The following is an 18479-nucleotide window of genomic DNA, read 5'->3' on the forward strand; positions in this document are numbered from 1 at the left end:
ATAATAAGGCCCGAATCCTGCGCTTCAAGCCACCGGCGTAAATTTATTGTATAGCCGTTAATGGGCTTTGTGATGTTCTTAAACTACATTAGTTTCAGGCTCTTGGATAAGCTGGCAATTTTTCAGGATGAACTGCCTGCAGGGGAAATTTGCTATTTTGTTCATTGTTTGTAAAAATCTAACTCTTTACAGGTCTGACCACTTAGGGTCATTTAATTCAGGTGCAACATGACAGCTAAACAATCAGTCACAACCCGTAACGGTGACAGAATCGCGATAGTCGCAGGATTACGTACGCCATTCGCGAAAATGGCAACGTATTTCCACGGTGTGCCCGCCGTTGATCTGGGCAAGATGGTGGTCAATGAACTGCTCATCCGTAATGGCGTATCACCAGAGCTGGTGGACCAGGTGGTGTACGGACAAGTTGTGCAAATGCCGGAAGCGCCAAACATTGCCCGCGAGATCGTTCTGGGTACTGGCATGAATGTGCACACCGACGCTTACAGTGTGTCCCGTGCCTGCGCTACCAGCTTTCAAAGCACGGTTAACATTGCCGAGAGCATGATGGCCGGTACCGTAGAAGTTGGTATTGCCGGTGGTGCCGATTCAACATCTGTATCACCAATTGGCGTGTCGAAAAAACTTGCCCGTGCACTGGTGGATCTGCAAAAGGCAAAGACAGTCGGTCAGAAGTGGGCGATTGTTAGAAAGCTGGGATTAAAAGATTTAATGCCTGTGCCGCCTGCAGTTGCAGAATATTCCACAGGCTTGTCCATGGGGCAGACAGCAGAGCAGATGGCCAAGACTCACGGTATCTCACGACAGTCTCAGGATGAACTGGCACACCGCTCTCATTCTCTGGCGGCAGCAAGCTGGAATGAAGGTAAGCTGGATAATGAGGTAATGACGGCCTATGCAGAGCCGTTCAAAGGCGCGCTGGGTAAAGATAACAATGTTCGTTTTGACTCAAAGGTGGAAGGCTACGCCAAACTGCGCCCTGTATTTGATAAGAAATACGGCTCTGTGACGGCCGCTAACGCAACGCCGCTGACTGATGGTGCATCTGCAGTATTGATGATGACGGAAAGCAAAGCTAAAGCACTGGGTTATACCCCGTTAGGCTACATCCGCAGCTATGCCTTCGCAGCTATTGATGTGTGGGAAGACATGCTGATGGGACCATCTTATGCCACGCCAATGGCGCTGGACAGAGCCGGTATGACGCTGAACGACCTCACTTTGATTGAAATGCACGAGGCATTTGCAGCCCAGACACTGGCCAATGTGAAAATGTTTGCCAGCGACAAATTTGCAAAAGAAAAACTGGGTCGTGATAAAGCTACCGGTGAAATCGACATGGACAAATTTAACGTGATGGGCAGCTCTATCGCCTATGGTCACCCCTTTGCTGCTACCGGCACCCGGATGATCACCCAGATGCTGAATGAATTACAGCGCCGTGGCGGCGGAAGCGGATTGTTGACCGCATGTGCTGCCGGTGGTTTAGGCGCAGCCATGATTGTGGAGACAGAATAATGAGCGAACAGGAAAATCAGGACGTGGTTATGAGTGATTCATCTGCCAAAGCATTTACCCTCACAAGACAGGACAATGGTGTTGCCATTCTGACGATGGATGTCCCGGGCGAGTCAATGAATACGCTGAAAGCGGCTTTCGGAGACGAAATTTCTGCGGTACTGGATGAAATCGAGAGCGACAGCAGTATTAAAGGTGTTGTGCTGACAAGCGGAAAGCCTTCTTCCTTCGTTGCAGGGGCTGACATCACTATGCTTGCAGCCTGTGAAACCGAGGCTGATGCCAGAGCGCTGGCGGCCGGTGGTCAGGCTGTGTTTGATCGCATTGAGAATATGAAAGCTACTTTTGTTGCCGCTATTCATGGCCCTGCGCTGGGTGGTGGACTAGAACTGGCACTGGCTTGCCATTATCGTATTTGTACCGATTCACCAAAGACACAGTTGGGCTTGCCAGAAGTTCAGTTAGGCTTGCTGCCCGGCAGTGGCGGAACCCAGCGGTTACTGCGCCTGATTGGTGTACAGCAGGCAATGAAAATGATGCTCACCGGCGCGCCGGCCCGTGCTAAGCAGGCGAAGAAGTATGGGATTGTTGATGACATGGTACCGCAAAGTGTGCTGCTTGATGTGGCTGAACAATTTGCGCTTAAAGCAAAGCCACACCGTGATGCCCCGCAAAAAGGCCTGGTGAATAAAGCGCTGGAGCAAAATCGTTTCGGCCGTAATCTTTTGTTTAAGAAAGCCAGAGAGCAAACTTTTGCGAAAACAAAAGGCAACTATCCGGCACCGGCGATGATCATTGATGTCATTGAAACCGGTCTGAATGACGGTATGAAAGCCGGACTTAATGCAGAAGCTGATGCCTTCGGTAAGCTGGTGATGACACCGGAGTCATTCCAGTTACGTCAAATTTTCTTTGCCACCACAGAGATGAAGAAAGAACATGGTGTGGAAGGCGTAAAGCCTGCCAAAGTGCATAAAACCGGTGTACTCGGCGGTGGCCTGATGGGCGGTGGTATTGCTTATGTAACGGCAACCAAAGCCGGTGTCCCTGCACGGATCAAAGATGTTCGTGAGGAAGGTATCGCCAATGCGATGAAGTACAGCTACGACATTCTTAACAAGAAAGTGAAAAAGCGCTTCATGCTGAAAAGTGAGATGCAAAAACAGCTTTCCTTACTCACCGGAAGTCTTGACTACCGTGGTTTTCAGGACGCTGATATTGTGATTGAAGCGGTATTTGAAGATCTTGCTCTGAAGCAACAGATGGTGGCTGATGTTGAAGCCAACTGCAAAGCTGAAACGATTTTCGCTTCAAATACATCCTCCATTCCGATCACTGACATTGCTGCGAAGGCACAACGGCCGGAGAATGTTATTGGCCTGCATTACTTCTCTCCGGTAGACAAAATGCCGCTGGCGGAAGTTATCGCTCATGACAAAACGTCAGACGAGACTATTTCAACCACAGTAGAGTTTGCCCGCAAGCAGGGGAAAACCCCGGTAGTGGTGAAGGACGGGGCAGGGTTCTATGTGAACCGTATTCTTGCTCCTTATATGAATGAAGCGGCCTGTTTACTGCTGGCTGGTGAGCCGGTGGAGTATATCGACAAGTCACTGGTGAAATTTGGCTTTCCTGTGGGGCCGGTTAAGTTACTGGATGAAGTCGGCATTGATGTCGGGACCAAGATTATCCCATTTTTGGTTGAACAGTTTGGCAGCCGCTTCGAGGCGCCTGCGGCATTTGACAAAGTGCTGGCTGATGACCGTAAAGGGAAAAAGAATGGTAAAGGCTTTTATTTGTACGAAGGTAAGAAACCCGGTAAGGAAGTGGATGATTCCATTTACGCCGTGCTTGGTGTGAGCCCGTCGAAGAAACTCAGCGAAAGGGCCATCGCGGAACGCTGTGTACTGATGATGCTGAATGAAGCTGCACGTTGTCTGGACGAAGGGGTGATACGCAGTGCCCGCGACGGCGATATCGGGGCAATCTTCGGTATCGGCTTTCCGCCATTCCTCGGAGGGCCTTTCCGCTACATGGACACATTGGGACTGGATACCGTAGTCAATAAGCTGACGCAACTTGCGGGCAGTGTTGATCCGAAATTCACGCCGGCTGAATGTTTACAGGAAATGGTAAAAGAAAACAAAACGTTTTACTAATGTTTTAATAGTGTTAAAAAGTCGGGCTTTGCCCGACTTTTTTGTTTTAAGCGCTGTTTTAACTGGCTTTCGTGGTCAAAATAAGTACACTGCAACCGGTTTGGTTATTTTGTAGTCAATTTTTTGGCGTAGTTAATCAAGAGGTTATTTTTCCTATGATGGTTTTTCTGGCTTTAATGGTGTTTGGGTGTTGTGCTGCGGGATATTACGTTGCAGCAATGAAAGCCGGAATGAATGCGAAACGCTGGGCAGTAGGTGGTTTATTACTGGGGCCGGCACTTTTCCCGCTGTTTAATATGAAGCGGTACTTACTGTGGCGTGAAATTGCAGGGTATCGTGGACCCGTGTTTGCCGCTTAGCCTTAAATGGCTATGTATCGCCTTCCGTGGCGAATTTCAGGCATAAAAAAAGTCAGACTGTTCTGACTTTTTTGTGTTAAGACCAAAATTAGTCTAAATCACAAGCATTCAGGTGTGTGCAAGGCTTCATCTTCTGGAACTGAGTCGTGGCTTCCTGTTGTTTCTCAACAGGCTTGGCGCCTTCTTCTACAGTGACAGGTGCAGTTGTGGAAAGTGCTAGTGCTACAGCGGCTGCTTTTAACATTATAAATATCCTCTGATTTTTTATTTGAACAAACAACACCGTTCTCGCCGGTGCACCAGAGATATTGCTATATGCGTGCCAACCTAAACCTTTAGTAGTATGAAAGTTTTAAAACTCTTATTTTTCAGTAATTTAAACGTGTTGTTTTTAAACTGAATTTTGATGGTGCCAGAAAAAAAGATTTGCAATAAATTAAGATGTGTACTACGCCTTATTTTTGACGCAGGGGAGTTCAGTAAGAATTCTGACCGATGAGGTTATAAAGCTTTTGATTTTCCTGAAGTAATTTCTCAAATCGTTCAGCATTCAGTGGTTTTGAATACAAATAACCCTGTAACATTTCACATTCGTAGCGACGTAAAATCGTCAGTTGTTTTTCCTGTTCCACACCTTCAGCGACCACTTTTAGCCCCAGATTATGGGCAATATTGATGATAGCGGCAGCCATATGCCGGTCTGTGCTGCTTTCTGCAATGTCGTCAATGAACGCTTTATCGATTTTCAGCGTATTCAGCGGGAAGCGCTTAAGATACGCCAAAGAAGAGTAGCCTGTTCCGAAGTCATCCAGTGCCAGGTGAATACCCCGGTCCCGCAGACGCTTCATCATTTCCAGACCCTGATCCGGATTCTCCATCAGCGTGCCTTCGGTAATTTCACACTCCAGATGGAGCGGGGATAACCCTACTTCCTTCAGGATTTGCTCAATCCGGTCGTCCAGGTTTGGCAACTCAAACTGCTTGGCAGAAATATTCACCGCTACACGGCCGGAGAACAAGCCGGTGTTGACCCAGCGTTTGGTATCTGCACAGGCCTTACGCAGTACCTGTTCACCAATTTCAACAATTTGCCCTGTTTGTTCTGCCAGCGGAATGAACTGACCCGGACTGACAATACCCTTTTGCGGGTGTTCAAAGCGCACCAGGGCTTCCATACTCACCAGCTTACCCGAGGCAATATCAACTTTAGGCTGGTAATAAACCGTGAACAGATCGTCTTTTATGCCCTGACGGATCAGGTTTTCTATCTGCAACTGGCGCACGGCGTTCTGGTTCATTTCACCACTGAAGAACTTATACGTATTACCACCATTGTTTTTCGCAAAGTACATAGCGGTATCTGCGTTTTTCAGCATTTCCTGAGGTGTTTTACCGTCATCAGGATAAAAGGCGATACCGATACTGGCACCAAGTACAAATTCCTGCTTATTAATAATGAAAGGCCGTGACAGGTTATCCAGAATGTCCTGTGCATAATGGGTAATAGTGTGGATGTCTGCCTGATCTTCCATCAGAACACTGAATTCATCACCGCCAAGACGGTAACAGGTTGCCGTAGTGCCGGTAATACGCTGTAAGCGCTTGGCGATTTGCTTAATCAGCACGTCGCCGGTCTGGTGGCCAAGGGAATCATTAATCTTCTTAAAGTTGTCCATGTCCAGACAGAGCAGGGTATGAGACGCTGCTTTACGGACCAGGTTTTGATGGCTGGCCTGGAAGAAAGAGCGGTTAGGGAGTTCTGTCAGCGGGTCGGTATTCGCCAGCTTCAGCAATTCTTTTTCTGTGCTCTTACGGGATGTGATGTCAGAGAATACACCCACAAAATGACTGATACGGCCATCGTCATCATGTACGGCATCGATATTCAGTTCCATCTCGTAGCGCTCACCGTTCACCCGGGCTGATTCGACTTCGCCAAACCAGTTACCTTTAGTGCGCAATGTTTTCTTAATTTCTTCGGTAAAGGCATCCGGATACTGGTTAAAGTACATGTACGAAGCCAGTGCCTGATCACGGCTTTCTCCGGTATAACCGCAATAGGCGTTATTGACCGAGATGTAGCGGAAATTGGTATCGGTAATGAATACCCCTTCGGAGATATTTTCAATAGATCGTTTGAACAGGTTTAACTGTTCCTCAGCTTCTTTCAGATGATGAATGTTTTTCAGTGTACCCGTCATCCGCATGGGTTGCTGATTATGGTCCCGCTGCACAACCTTGCCGCGGTCGAGTACCCAAATCCACGAGTTAGAAAACGTTTTTGCCCGGTAGGCCAGCTCATAAAATTCAGATTTACCTTCCAGGTGAGCCTTTAAGGCTTCCTGAACACGCATGACGTCATTGGGATGAATATTGGCATCATAAGCACTGGACGTGCGGATGTTGTCCTGAGGGAAATCCAGCGTGCCCCATGTGTTAGCACGATAAACCTGACCACGGTAAACGTCCCAGTCCCAGAGTTCGTCGCCGGAACTCCACAGGGTAAGTTTCAACCGTTCTTCCGACTCTTGTATAGCCCGCTGACCCTGCTTACGTAACTGGTACTGGCGCAGAATGTAAAAGAGTACGGAGAGTGCTATAAAGGCGTAAAACACCAGTGCTGCACTATGTAACCAGAAAGGCCGGCCAACAGATATTTTAAAGCTGGTGCTGTCTGACCAGGTTTTATCCCCTTCCTTGGCCTGCACTTCAAAGACATAATTGCCGAAATGCACGTTATTAAATTGTGCCAGTCTGCTGGTATCAGCCGGGAACCAGTCATCTACATTCCCTGGCATGCGATAACGGTAAACCACATCTTCAGCGGTTACCGGATTAATGAGACCAAAAGTAATACTGAAACGGGATTGTTCGTAATCCAGAGAATACCCGGACTTTTCTAAAATGCTGGTATTAGTCAATTTTGTTTCATCATCAAAATCGCTAATTGAAGATGAGCCAAATATTTTAAGATCAAAAAGATGTGGTGGACGTGTTTGAGAAGTCTGAACTAAATCTCTTTCAATAAAAGTTTTAGTTAGTATATTGAATCCTTTCGAACCGGCAAAAACCAGTGCTTCATCAGAGGTAAGTAGGGCAGCACTCTCACTGAACTCATTATATCCCAATGCTTCCTTTGAAATATAATCTTTGGATTCAAGAGTAAAAAGATCTACACGCGTTATACCCAACCTGTTGGTGTACCACACTGAACTGTCACGACCCTGAGCAGAGAAGGTCACTCCTGCATCCTGCAAAACTTGTTGGCGGTCTTCAATCTCGAGACTATGGGCATTAATTTTAATAACACCGTTATAAAAAGTGGTGACCCAATAGAAATTTCGCCAATAGTGAACATTCATGGCCCTGAAGCTGTTATTTGTCGGGTCTTCAATGACTCTGACAACCTCACCGGCAACGGGGTCGAAGACCAGTATTTTATCAGGTGTTGATACCCAAAGCCTCTGTTCACTGTCCGTGAATATAGGAAAAACAACAGTATCACTTTGTACAATTTGGTAATCTGTAGAAAGGGTTTCCAGTTCGCTGATACTTTCTGCCTCACCTAGCATTGAACTGGGTATAGAAGTCAACTCACCATTATTCAAACTTAACCAAACATATTTGCCATCAAAATACAGGCTTTCCAACACCTTGTTCTTGAAAAGTGTTGTAAGTAAATTGAATTTTCCGTTCTGATATTCATATATTAGCAGGCCGCTAGTACTTGCAATCCAAAAGTAGCCATTGTCATCAATAATCAAATCCCAAAGGTTACTCTTGGAATTTTCGATAAAGTAGTCGATTGTTCCAAGATCCCGGTCAAACTTACCTAATCCTTCATTTTGCGTGACAAACCATAGATCACCATTCGCATCTTCATCGATGGCCCAAATGGTTGACGAGATGGAAGCTTTCTGAAATTCTTTTCTGTTTTCAAACGTGCGGACAGCACTAAGTTTTGGCTGGTATCTGAATAAGCCTGAATAGGTGCCAACCCACACGCTGCCATTACTGTCTGCCTGAATAGAAAAAATTATTTTCTGTGTTAAGCCGGTAAGTTCTGCGCTTTTCTGGCCTGCTGCGATAAATTGTCTTTTTCTCAGGTCGTAGATAGCCAGACCTTTGAAAGTGCCTATCCAGACGATATCTCCGACCTGTGTCAGTGCAGACGTGGTAGATAATTTAATTGGCTGGTTGTCTTCTGAACTGCCCAAATAAGAGATTTCGCCGTTATTGGCAATCCTTGTAATTCCGTCTCCTGTTGCCAGCCAGTATTCCCCGTCGATTACCTGGATGTCATGCACACGGTTTTGAGCAACTGAATAACCATAGGGATTCACTTTTGAAAGCGGGAATATCTGATCACTGTTTTTATTCAGAATGAAAGCACCGTGGTTCTTTGTTCCTATCCATAAACGGTGTGCTTCATTATAAATAACCAGCATATCGTCGGGTAACTTTGTGCCACGAAAAGCCGGGATCAGTACCTTCCCATCGGGTTGCAGGCGATAAATTTCGTCATAGGTACTGACAAGCAAGCGACCGTTTTCGTCTGCTATTATTTTTCTGATGTATTTAGATTTTGACGTATTGGCTTCAAAAGCGATGACGGTAAAGTCGTCAGTCTGGGCATTGTATTTCGCCAGGCCCTGGTCTGTGCCTACCCAAAGGGTGCCCTTATCATCGATAAACAGATCGTTTATCCATGTCGAAGGCAGAGAGCGGGGATTTGAAGTTAGAGGGTGATACTGTTTAGCACCTTCTGAATAACCGGTATAACGGTGCAGGCCGGTGAGTGTGGCAATCCACAAGCTTCCGTTCTTGTCTTCAACAATATCCAGAATGCTATGGTCTGAAATACCATCTTTTTGCGAGATATTCTGGAAGTAAATGTCTGTGATTGATACAGCCTTACTCTCCGCACAGAGTAGATACCCCGGCAGCAGAATGCAGCTGACAAAAATCCAGATTAAGGTTGAGCGCACCAATACACCTTTGGCCGTATTATTTTATCGTTTTAATTACGTTTATTATCGGCAGCATCCATTCAAACCGAAGGTTCAATATGCCGAAATCAGCCAATATCTACAAGTTTTTTTCCGGATAGGGGACAGAGGAGGTTAATTCTTGTCCACTTTAAAGTTTACACCCTATTTATCGTGAAAAATCAGTCAAAATAAGGTGTTTGCTTTTTGAACGATGACAGGTCGCTGAGCAATCTGTCCTGAGGTACATCGATACCTTTGAATTTACCGGGTGCAAACAATACCAGTTCGCCGAACAATCTTCGTTTGGCCAGCGCGTTGGCGTAGTCCTGTATATCGGTAAAAGACAGTCTGCAGATCAGGTCGGCAAGCTTGCTGTTCCTGTCAAAACCATGATCCTGAATGCCCAGGCTTACCCACAGCCTCTGTGATTTCATCGACAGTGATAAATCACGCTCTTCCATCTGTTTTAGCAGATTCTTTTGAATCGTTGACCAGTAGAACCGGTAAAAATCAATTTCATTAAGTTGCTCAAACAGAAAGGAGGTCATTTCTTTAAGCAGAACTTCCGGTTCGTGAGACGGACTTTGAATGTAGAAAGCCATACCCGGATGCTGATTATGTGGCACATAGCCGGTGCCGACCACGTACCCGAGTTGCTTTTCTGTTCTGAGTACATTGAAAAACGGGGCGGCGAGCATTTGTTCCAGCACCATACACATGGCAGTGTCTTTCAGGCTGTTTCCCGGCGCCTGTAAATAAAGCACTACTGCCGCGTCATCGTGTTCACATATGACTTCGTGATAGAGGGCTTCGCCAACAGGTAATTGGGTCACAGCGCGGGACAATGGCTGACAACCGGCGCCGGGACAGGCACCTTTTAAATGCTCTGCAAAGGTTGAGGCTTCTTCTGCCGGCCAGTTGCCATGCATAAAGCTCTCGACGAAATATTTATTCAGCGCCTGCCGGCAAATGTCTGTCATATTTTCGAAAGAACATTCACGGACTGCCTTAAGCAGTTCCACCGGCGCCTGGGTGTTGCGCTGAACAATCACGCTGAGCCGTGAAAACAACCGGTTGGTAGGCTTATTCATCAGGGCATTTTCAAGGGTCTGAATCTGCATGGCTTTCAGACGCTCAAATTGGGATGCTTCAGGCATAAATTGATGGATAGTTTCCAGCAGCTGACCAGCCAGCTTGACCTGATGATTTGAAAATCCGCGAGTATGGAGGGTAAAACCAGCCTGATGCCCGTAAATCCGGTAATGCAGGCCGGCAATTTCTGCGCGGTAATATTTCGCCTGCAAATGGTCATTCAGCGCTGCGAGCCAGATACGTTTTGCCGCTACTGCAATCAGGTTGTCAGTAAATGCAGGTGCATCGAAAGAAATATAAATATCGCCTTTCGGGCTGTGGAACTGGTTGTCCTGCGCAAACCAGAATGCGAAATGTTCTTCTCTGACCAGTGCTCCTGGCAGTAAATAATCATCGCCCGGAATAGTAAGGTGATAATCATCACCCAGATAAGGATTGGGCGGAGGTAACTGTAAACCGTCGTAAGCTTCCGGCTCTGCCAGCTTGTGCAATAAGTCCTCAGGCAAAGGGCGCATCTGATAGCGGGCGTTATAGTGCCGGCACACCGAATCTGTGGGAAGGTCCGGCGCAATCATTTTTACCCGCATTGTACGGGGGGTAAAAAAGGACAGTGCGTGTTCCAGCTTCTGCTTGTCAAAACTGTCGATAATGATTCTGAAGAGCTTAATTTCTTCGCTGTCAAAGGTGAACAGATGCTGGGAATATTCACAAACAATACTTTGCAGCTTGGGATTCTCTTCATACTGATAAGCCAGTGCGCCAAGATGCGCTTTTTCCTGATACCGCCACTTCTCATCAATGCTGTTTTTAATGAGCCTGACGAATGCGAATAAGGCTTCCAGTATGCTGTCTCTGTTGTTCAGACCTTCTTCGGTTAACTGAAAGCTGACATTGAAATCTTTAAAGTCATCGCCTTCAATCCCGCTGCCTGCTATCAGATTGGTGACCCAGTTTTTAGCCTTCAGACAGGCCAGTAAGCTGCCTTCACCTTCATCGCCGATGAGGTGACTTAAATAGTTAAGCGGTTTGGTGCGGTAATCCAGGTGGAGTCCGGGCAGAGCAAAGGTGACAATCATCCGCCGCGCGGTTTGCAACGGAATGATATTAATATCTACCGCAAGTTGTTCTTCGTTATAAAGTGGCGGCCATTCTTTTGGCGCTTCTTCACCCTGACGGAATGCACTGAAGCTCTGCTGTGTCAGTTCCAGCACATCTTCCGGATCTTCACTGGTAAAAATGGCCAGGCACATATTGCTGGCAGTGTAGTACTGACAATGATAATCATGTAACGCTTTATGCAGTTCATCTTCCGGTAAAGAGCGGAAAATATTGGCATTGCCTACAGAAAATTTACTGAAGGGATGGGCCGGATTCGCAGTTTCTTTATGGATTTGATAAAGACGGCGCAAATCATCTTTACGTTTAAATTGAAATTCCGCCTCGATAGCGTTGATTTCTTTATCCAGAGTGTCTTTATCTAACAAAGGGAGTCTGAGCATATCTGCAAAAGCGGGAAGAATGCGTTTGAGTTCCGCGCTTCTGCAATGAAAATGGTAATTAGCAAACTCAGTGCCGGTCCAGGCGTTAATACTGCCGCCTGCACTGTCCACCATATCATTAATGCTGTTGGGCTTAGGCAAGTGGCGACTGCCAAGAAACATCATGTGCTCGAGGAGGTGAGATAAACCTTCACACTGTTCGGGATCATAAAAATGGCCGGCACGGACAGACATGGAAACATAGGTGGAGGGTGTCAGTTCATGCTGGTAAATCATGACCCGCAGGCCATTTGGAAGCGTATGGAAAGTGGCTTTTTCCAGATTCAGTGGTGTTGTCAAAATGCTCTCTTTATTTATGTTTTTTACTGCATTTCTTAAAAGGTAACTTTCCGGCGCTTGCGCTTCCTGAATTGATTACACGTCCGTATCACCTAAAGTCTTACATATTTATACTAGGCTAGTCTTTTCCGGTCTGCTATGGTTACAGTGTAGTCTTTCATCATATTCATTAAACTATGCCACGTCAAAATTCCAACGCCGACATTTTATTGTTTATCATGCGCCACGGTGAGGCGGAATCATTACGGGTTGATGACAAAAGCCGGCAACTTACCGATTATGGAAGGGCTCAGGCATCAGTCAGTGCTAACTGGCTTATTGATAACTACTGCCAGGACCGGCAAATAGATCTGGCTCTGATCAGTCCTTACCGTCGTGCTCGTCAAACATTTGACATGGTCAGTCTGGATATCAGTGCTAATAAAACGGAGTTGTGTGAAGACATTATTCCGGAAGGCAATCCAAAGCTCGCACACGACTATGTAGACACCCTGTTCACCGCTACACAGAGTAAAAGTCAGCCTGTTGAACGTATGCTGCTGGTCAGCCACATGCCCTTTGTCAGCTATTTTCTTGATGAGGTGTGTGTCATACCCAGTAACAGCCTGTTTGCCACCGCTTCAGTTGCTGTCGTCCGCTATAATGTGCAGAAACAGCATGGCGAACTGCTAGCACATTTCCAGGGATAACCCTAAGCCAAAGATTCTTAAGGCTTTCTCAATAAAATCAAAAAAATGCTTCAGAAGTTGGTTTATTAACCGATAAACAGGTTAGTGAGAGTGTAACCAGCTGCGCAGGGCAGTATTCCTAATGACGACCAAATCTATTCCGGATTTGCTCCGTCGATCTCTGGAGAGTCATATGGCGGAAGCCGATCTCAGAGATGATGAGGAGCTAAAAGATATCCTAGGCAAACTGAATGTGTTGTCGGGTAAAGTTGCTGCGGCGAAAGCGCAGGTACTGGCCCGCAGAGCGCAGGCCAAAGAGAAATCAGAGTAAATTAAATATCTGAAGCGTTATCCCGCGGCTCAGTGAAGTATTCGGGTAGGATACGCACGGTTTTCACCATATTGTCTTTTATATCCACGATCTCCATAGGATAACCGGCGAGACGCACACTGACCTGATTTTCCGGAATTTCTTCCAGGTACTCCAGAATAAGACCGTTAAGGGTTTTCGGGCCGTCAACAGGCAACTTCCAGTCCATTTCCTTGTTTAAATCACGCACGTTAGCACTGCCATCTACCAGCACACTGCCATCCTGTTGAATGTTCGCTTCTTTACTGTGATCCGGCACCATGGACGTGGTGAAGTCACCGATGATCTCTTCAAGAATATCTTCCAGCGTGACCAGGCCCATAATATCGCCGTATTCATCGACCACCAGAGCAATACGTTCTTTTTCTGCCTGGAATTTGTACATCAGAGTATGTAGTGGAGTGGACTCCGGTGTGAAGTAAATTTCACGCACTGCGCGTAGCAAACTCGACTTAGTGAATTGATCTTTTGATAACAGACGAAGGGCGTCACGACAATGCACGAAGCCCACGGCATCATCAATGCTGTCACGATACAGAAGTACACGGGTGTGCTGGGCATGGGTAAGTTGCTTCTGGATTTTCTTCCAGTCATCGTTGATATCGATAGCGACAATGTCTGCTCTGGGAACCATGATATCTTCGGCGGTGACATTCTCTAAATCAAGAATACCCACCAGCATATCCTGGTGCTTTTTCGGTATCATCGTGCCGGCCTCGTATACCACCGTCCGTAATTCCTCCCTGCTTAGGGAGTCATCGTTACCATTTGTCGGGTTAATACGCAGCAGGAACAAAATACTGTTAGTGATGGAATTGATGAGTGCAACAAACGGATAAAGTACAAATAGCAGAGGCAGCAGTATGACTGAGCTCGGGAACGCGACTTTTTCAGGGTACAACGCCGCCAGTGTTTTCGGGGTGACCTCAGCAAATATCAGCAGGACCAGAGTAAGGCCAAATGTGGTTGCAAAAAATCCCCAGTAATCGCCAAACAGGCGGGTGCAGATAATTGTTGCGATAGAAGACGCCGCAATATTAACCAGGTTGTTACCAATCAGGATCAGGCCGATGAGACGGTCAGGACGTTCAAGTAACTTTTGCACCCGTAAAGCTGCACGGTTACCTTCGTTTTGCAAGTGTTTGAGCCGATAACGGTTTATCGACATCATGCCTGTTTCAGAGCTGGAGAAATAGGCAGATAAAAAAATCAGCACGCCAAGTGCAATAAATAGCGTACTCGTTGATATGTCGTCCAAAAATCCGGGTTCCTTTACCTGTGTGGACTATCCAATTTAGTTATTCAGACAGCGGGTTTCAAGTGTAAGTTAATGAATCTTTATTATAACTGGCCTTTTCGGGCATTTTATCTGCATTTTAAGACATTAAGAAGCCTTTAAAGCAGTATTTCTCTGACAAAGCGGCTTCCAAAATAAGCGAGTGTGAGCAGCATCAAACCAATAACGGTGAGTACGATAACCTGTTTGCCGCGCCAGCCCCAAATATGCTGACCGGTAAGCAGGACAATATAAACTGCCAGGGCAATTATCGACAGGACAGTTTTATGGGCATACATGGTACTGAACATATTGTCGAGGAAGACGAACCCGCTTACCAGCGATAAAATCAGCAGGAATGTGCCGACAAGCAGTAGCTTAAACAACATGCCCTCTACCAGCATTAACGGAGGTAGCGGCGAATTCAGCAGAGATGCGCCTTTCTGTTTCAGCTTAAACGTAATAAACGACATTTGTAGCGCGTAAAGAAAAGCGATCACCAGCGTGCCGTAGGCAAATAACGAAAGGGTAATGTGGATAACCAGACCAGGCTGCATTTCTATGTGCATGATATGACTGACCGGCAGTACCTGAGCGGCCGCAATTGTCATCGCAGAAAATCCAAACACCACGGGCAGCAGAATGATATTAGGCATGACCGATGCGCTAATAAGCATAGATACAGTGATGAGCCAGGATACCAGTGACAATACATTGGTAATACTCATGTTCTGGCCAGGGGCAATAACAATGGCCTGTGACAGGTAGCATATATGGGCAGCCGCACCTGCCAGAGACAGGATCATTGCCAGTTTCTTGTTTGGTGTTTGCTGATTGACAATCTTGCCCATCAAAAGAAAAGCGGCAGCAAGATAAAAAATTATGCCGGCTACGGCAAATACGGTGGTCATCCCAATTCCTGTACGAAGGGGTGCTGTGTGACTTTTTCCTGCACCCGTTTTACTGGCTGTATTGATACTGCAAGTGCAAAGGAAATTCAACCAGAACCATTGTTTTTACACAGATTAAGACAATATAAACAGAGAAACACATATCAAGGTTCGTTGTGAACGCCTTTTTCGCTATAATGGCGGGAATAATGAGTTAACCGATTTGAAGAAGCTGCCTTATGTTTGAGAATTTATCTGAACGCCTTGGTCAGACGTTACGCAACGTTAGTGGCCGTGGCAGACTGACCGAAGACAACATTAAAGACACGCTCAGGGAAGTGCGGATGGCACTGCTTGAGGCGGACGTTGCCTTACCGGTAGTCAAAGAGTTTGTCGCCCAGGTCAAGGCCCGTGCTGTAGGCACTGAGGTGACCAAAGCCCTGAAGCCCGGTCAGGTCTTCATAAAAATTGTACAGTCTGAACTTGAGTCTGTCATGGGGGAGGCCAATGAAAAGCTGAACCTCTCTGCTCAGCCACCGGCGGTCGTTTTGATGGCAGGTTTGCAGGGTGCCGGTAAAACCACCAGTGTGGGTAAACTGGCTAAGTATCTGACTGAGCGCGAAAAGAAAAAAGTGCTGGTGGTCAGTGCGGATATTTATCGTCCTGCGGCAATCAAGCAGCTGGAAACACTGGCTACAGATGTGGGTGTGGGTTTCCATCCTTCCTCTATTGAACAAAAGCCCATTGATATTGTTAACGGCGCCATCGATGCGGCGAAAAAACAATTTTACGATGTACTTTTAGTGGATACAGCCGGTCGTTTGCACGTTGATGCAGACATGATGGATGAAATCAAAGCGCTTCACGCTGCGGTTAAACCTGTTGAAACCTTGTTCGTGGTAGATGCCATGACCGGTCAGGATGCGGCAAATACAGCGAAAGCCTTCAATGATGCATTACCACTTACCGGTGTGATCCTGACTAAAGCCGACGGTGATGCCCGTGGTGGTGCCGCGTTGTCGGTGCGTAAAATCACCGGCAAACCCATCAAGTTCATTGGTATGGGTGAAAAGGTTGATGCCCTTGAGCCGTTCCATCCTGAGCGTATTGCCTCGCGCATTCTGGGGATGGGTGATGTACTCAGCCTGATTGAAGAAGTTGAGCGTAAAGTTGATAAAGACAAAGCGCAGAAACTAGCGAAGAAAGTTCAGAAAGGCAAAGGTTTTGACCTTCAGGACTTTAAAGAGCAGCTTGAACAGATGCGCAATATGGGCGGCATGATGGGGCTGATGGACAAGTTGCCGGGTATGGGCGGCATGGCTGACAAAATTAAAGATCAGGCCAATGAAAAGCAGTTCAATCAGATGGAAGCCATTATCAATTCCATGACGCCGGCTGAACGCGAGCGTCCTGACATGATCAAAGGCTCCCGCAAACGTCGTATTGCTGCCGGTTCCGGTACGCAAATTCAGGATGTTAACCGTCTGCTGAAGCAATTCACCCAAATGCAGAAGATGATGAAGAAAATGTCCGGCGGCGGCATGAAGAAAATGATGCGCCAGATGAAGGGCATGATGCCTCCCGGCGGAATGGGTGGCATGGGCGGTGGCGGCGGAATGTTCCCGCCACGGTAAGCCACAGAGATAAAACGAAAAAGAGACGGCATGCCGTCTCTTTTTTTATTGGGCCGATGGTCATTTCCCGTGTTATAACATGACACAAATCTGCGCCCACACCGACATTGTCTAATGTCAGAGTCTGATTCGCCATTACATCCCGTGAGGGCCACACTTGCTCCAATCAGCAGAGCCAATAGTTTGTTATCTATGTCTTTATCCTCGCACAAGAAATACGTTAAGTATTCATCAGCGTCACAGCCAATTATGTTATTAATTGTAATTTGGGTCGTCAGAATGTAATGGCGTTGAGGGCGTGTCGGGTATGCCAGACTATTGTGTTGTATAGCCTGATATAACTTCTACAATGTATAGGATATTGACGTGAAAACTATTTGTTATACATTGTAGATCAAACCAAACACAGGAGGCGCTATGAGTAAGGAAAAATACCTCGGCGAATTTGAGCAGTATGTGTTGCTGGCAATTTTGAAACTTGGTGATCAAGCCTATGGCACCACCATTCGTCAATTGCTACACGACAGCATTCAGCGGGATGTGAGCATCGGCGCACTGTATACCACGTTGACCAGAATGGAAGATAAAGGGCTGCTCACCAGTGCAATGGGAGAAGCGACAGCAGAACGGGGCGGACGGGCAAAAAAATACTTTCAGGTGACCGCTGAAGGGCAGGCGGCAGTGAAACGCTCTCGTCAGGCGTTGCAGACTATGTGGCAAAACATCGCACTAAGCGATAAGGCCGCACAATGCTGAGTATATTGCAGAAGCCACCACGACTGGCCCAAAGTCTGTTAGCAAGAATAGTACCCCAACACCTGCAGGAGCCGATGCTGGGCGATCTGGATGAAACGTTTTATGCCAGGCAAGCACAGCATAATGTACTGGCAAACGCATTCTGGTATTGGCGACAAAGTTTATTAACCTCCATTCACTTTATTAATGACACACAAAAGGTAGTAATTATGTTTATTATCAGCGTCGGTTTATTTTTAGCGTTAACCCTTTTCGCTATGGCGTTGGGGGGAGAAATCAGCATGTTCATTGATGTACCGTCAATGCTACTCACATTGCTACCCGCGGCACTGTTTACAATAGGCGCAACATCATGGAAAACTTGCAAACTGGCCATTAAAACGGTGATGTTGGGAGACATGGAAACCAATACGCAGGCCATTTCTAGCCTACGAGTATTTACCTTGCTAGGTAACAGTATCATGTGGCTGGGTATACTGATGACTGTGCTGGGGTGGATTTCCATGGGCGCATTTATGGAAGATCTTAGTGTCTTCGGTCCGGCGTTCGCCGTGTCCATGCTGACAGTGTTCTATGCACTTATTGTGAAAACACTTTGCTATGTGGCTATCCAGCGTATCACCTTCCTGCAGGAAACGCTGTCAGGTGAAGATCTTTAAGGCCTGACGATCGTTTGTGGTGCACTGTTTGATATTCACTCAAACAGTGCACCGGAATACCGACAAAATCACATCCACACTGGGCAATTTTGCCAATTCATAATACACTGCTACCCCGCTTAAACGATGGATATCGCTGGCGACAGGGATGACTTGAAGAAAAGACTCGGGCCAGACTCTTGCAGGCCGGAATGCTGGTTTGCAACGCCTGACATATTTCCCCTCCCGACAGCGGTATAACAATTTCA

Annotated in this window: 13 protein-coding genes; 8 read left to right on the forward strand and 5 right to left on the reverse strand. The window is 46.7% G+C overall.

The genetic code is table 11. The annotated features are described in order from the left end of the window. Positions 1-228 precede the first annotated feature (228 nt). The 3 genes from fadI to ACXAGC_RS13310 all read left to right on the forward strand — a co-directional run bounded on the left by fadI (position 229) and on the right by ACXAGC_RS13310 (position 4057). Positions 229-1539 (forward strand): acetyl-CoA C-acyltransferase FadI, encoded by a 1311-nt coding sequence (fadI, locus tag ACXAGC_RS13300; RefSeq protein WP_474844768.1) that lies wholly within the window; start codon positions 229-231, stop codon positions 1537-1539. Further along, positions 1539-3698: a fatty acid oxidation complex subunit alpha FadJ gene (gene fadJ / locus ACXAGC_RS13305; RefSeq protein ID WP_474844769.1), complete on the forward strand. Its 2160-nt coding sequence runs from the start codon at positions 1539-1541 to the stop codon at positions 3696-3698. Before fadI ends, fadJ begins: the two co-directional genes overlap by 1 nt. Before the next feature lie 155 nt (positions 3699-3853). After that, entirely contained in the window at positions 3854-4057 is a 204-nt protein-coding gene (locus ACXAGC_RS13310; RefSeq protein ID WP_303575013.1) for a hypothetical protein, read from the forward strand. Between the two features lie 88 nt (positions 4058-4145). On the opposite strand, the gene ACXAGC_RS13315 is transcribed toward ACXAGC_RS13310, so the two are convergent. The 3 genes from ACXAGC_RS13315 to ACXAGC_RS13325 all read right to left on the reverse strand — a co-directional run bounded on the left by ACXAGC_RS13315 (position 4146) and on the right by ACXAGC_RS13325 (position 11978). After that, positions 4146-4301 (reverse strand): hypothetical protein, encoded by a 156-nt coding sequence (locus ACXAGC_RS13315; RefSeq protein ID WP_474844770.1) that lies wholly within the window; start codon positions 4299-4301, stop codon positions 4146-4148. Between the two features lie 232 nt (positions 4302-4533). Further along, on the reverse strand, positions 4534-9045 hold the full coding sequence (locus ACXAGC_RS13320) for an EAL domain-containing protein (RefSeq protein WP_474844771.1): 4512 nt from the start codon (positions 9043-9045) through the stop codon (positions 4534-4536). A gap of 182 nt (positions 9046-9227) precedes the next feature. Further along, complete coding sequence (locus ACXAGC_RS13325; protein WP_474844772.1) at positions 9228-11978, reverse strand: insulinase family protein; 2751 nt, start codon at positions 11976-11978, stop codon at positions 9228-9230. A 176-nt stretch (positions 11979-12154) separates the two neighbouring features. Between ACXAGC_RS13325 and sixA the strand changes: the two genes are divergently transcribed. Further along, entirely contained in the window at positions 12155-12667 is a 513-nt protein-coding gene (gene sixA, locus ACXAGC_RS13330; protein ID WP_474844773.1) for a phosphohistidine phosphatase SixA, read from the forward strand. Between the two features lie 121 nt (positions 12668-12788). Then, a complete protein-coding gene (locus ACXAGC_RS13335) occupies positions 12789-12977 on the forward strand; it encodes a hypothetical protein (RefSeq protein ID WP_119500773.1) in 189 nt (62 codons plus the stop codon). Between the two features lies 1 nt (position 12978). On the opposite strand, the gene ACXAGC_RS13340 is transcribed toward ACXAGC_RS13335, so the two are convergent. Both ACXAGC_RS13340 and ACXAGC_RS13345 read right to left on the reverse strand, forming a co-directional pair. Then, the gene (locus tag ACXAGC_RS13340) at positions 12979-14274 is read right to left on the reverse strand and encodes an HlyC/CorC family transporter (RefSeq protein ID WP_474844774.1); all 1296 of its coding nucleotides are present in this window, start codon (positions 14272-14274) and stop codon (positions 12979-12981) included. Between the two features lie 137 nt (positions 14275-14411). Then, on the reverse strand, positions 14412-15203 hold the full coding sequence (locus tag ACXAGC_RS13345; RefSeq protein ID WP_474844775.1) for a cytochrome C assembly family protein: 792 nt from the start codon (positions 15201-15203) through the stop codon (positions 14412-14414). 218 nt (positions 15204-15421) lie between these two features. On the opposite strand from ACXAGC_RS13345, the gene ffh reads away from it, so the two are divergent. From ffh to ACXAGC_RS13360, 3 genes are all read left to right on the forward strand, one after another. Beyond that, positions 15422-16816, forward strand: coding sequence for a signal recognition particle protein (gene ffh, locus ACXAGC_RS13350; RefSeq protein ID WP_474844776.1), 1395 nt, complete (start codon positions 15422-15424; stop codon positions 16814-16816). A gap of 417 nt (positions 16817-17233) precedes the next feature. Beyond that, positions 17234-17572 carry a PadR family transcriptional regulator gene (locus ACXAGC_RS13355; RefSeq protein ID WP_474844777.1) on the forward strand — a complete coding sequence of 113 codons (339 nt, stop codon included), beginning with the start codon at positions 17234-17236 and terminating at the stop codon, positions 17570-17572. Next, complete coding sequence (locus ACXAGC_RS13360; RefSeq protein ID WP_474844778.1) at positions 17566-18231, forward strand: permease prefix domain 2-containing transporter; 666 nt, start codon at positions 17566-17568, stop codon at positions 18229-18231. The genes ACXAGC_RS13355 and ACXAGC_RS13360 overlap by 7 nt, the downstream gene beginning before the upstream one ends. Positions 18232-18479: the final 248 nt, after the last annotated feature.

The sequence above is a fragment of the Alteromonas sp. AWJ4_197 genome, assembly GCF_056160285.1.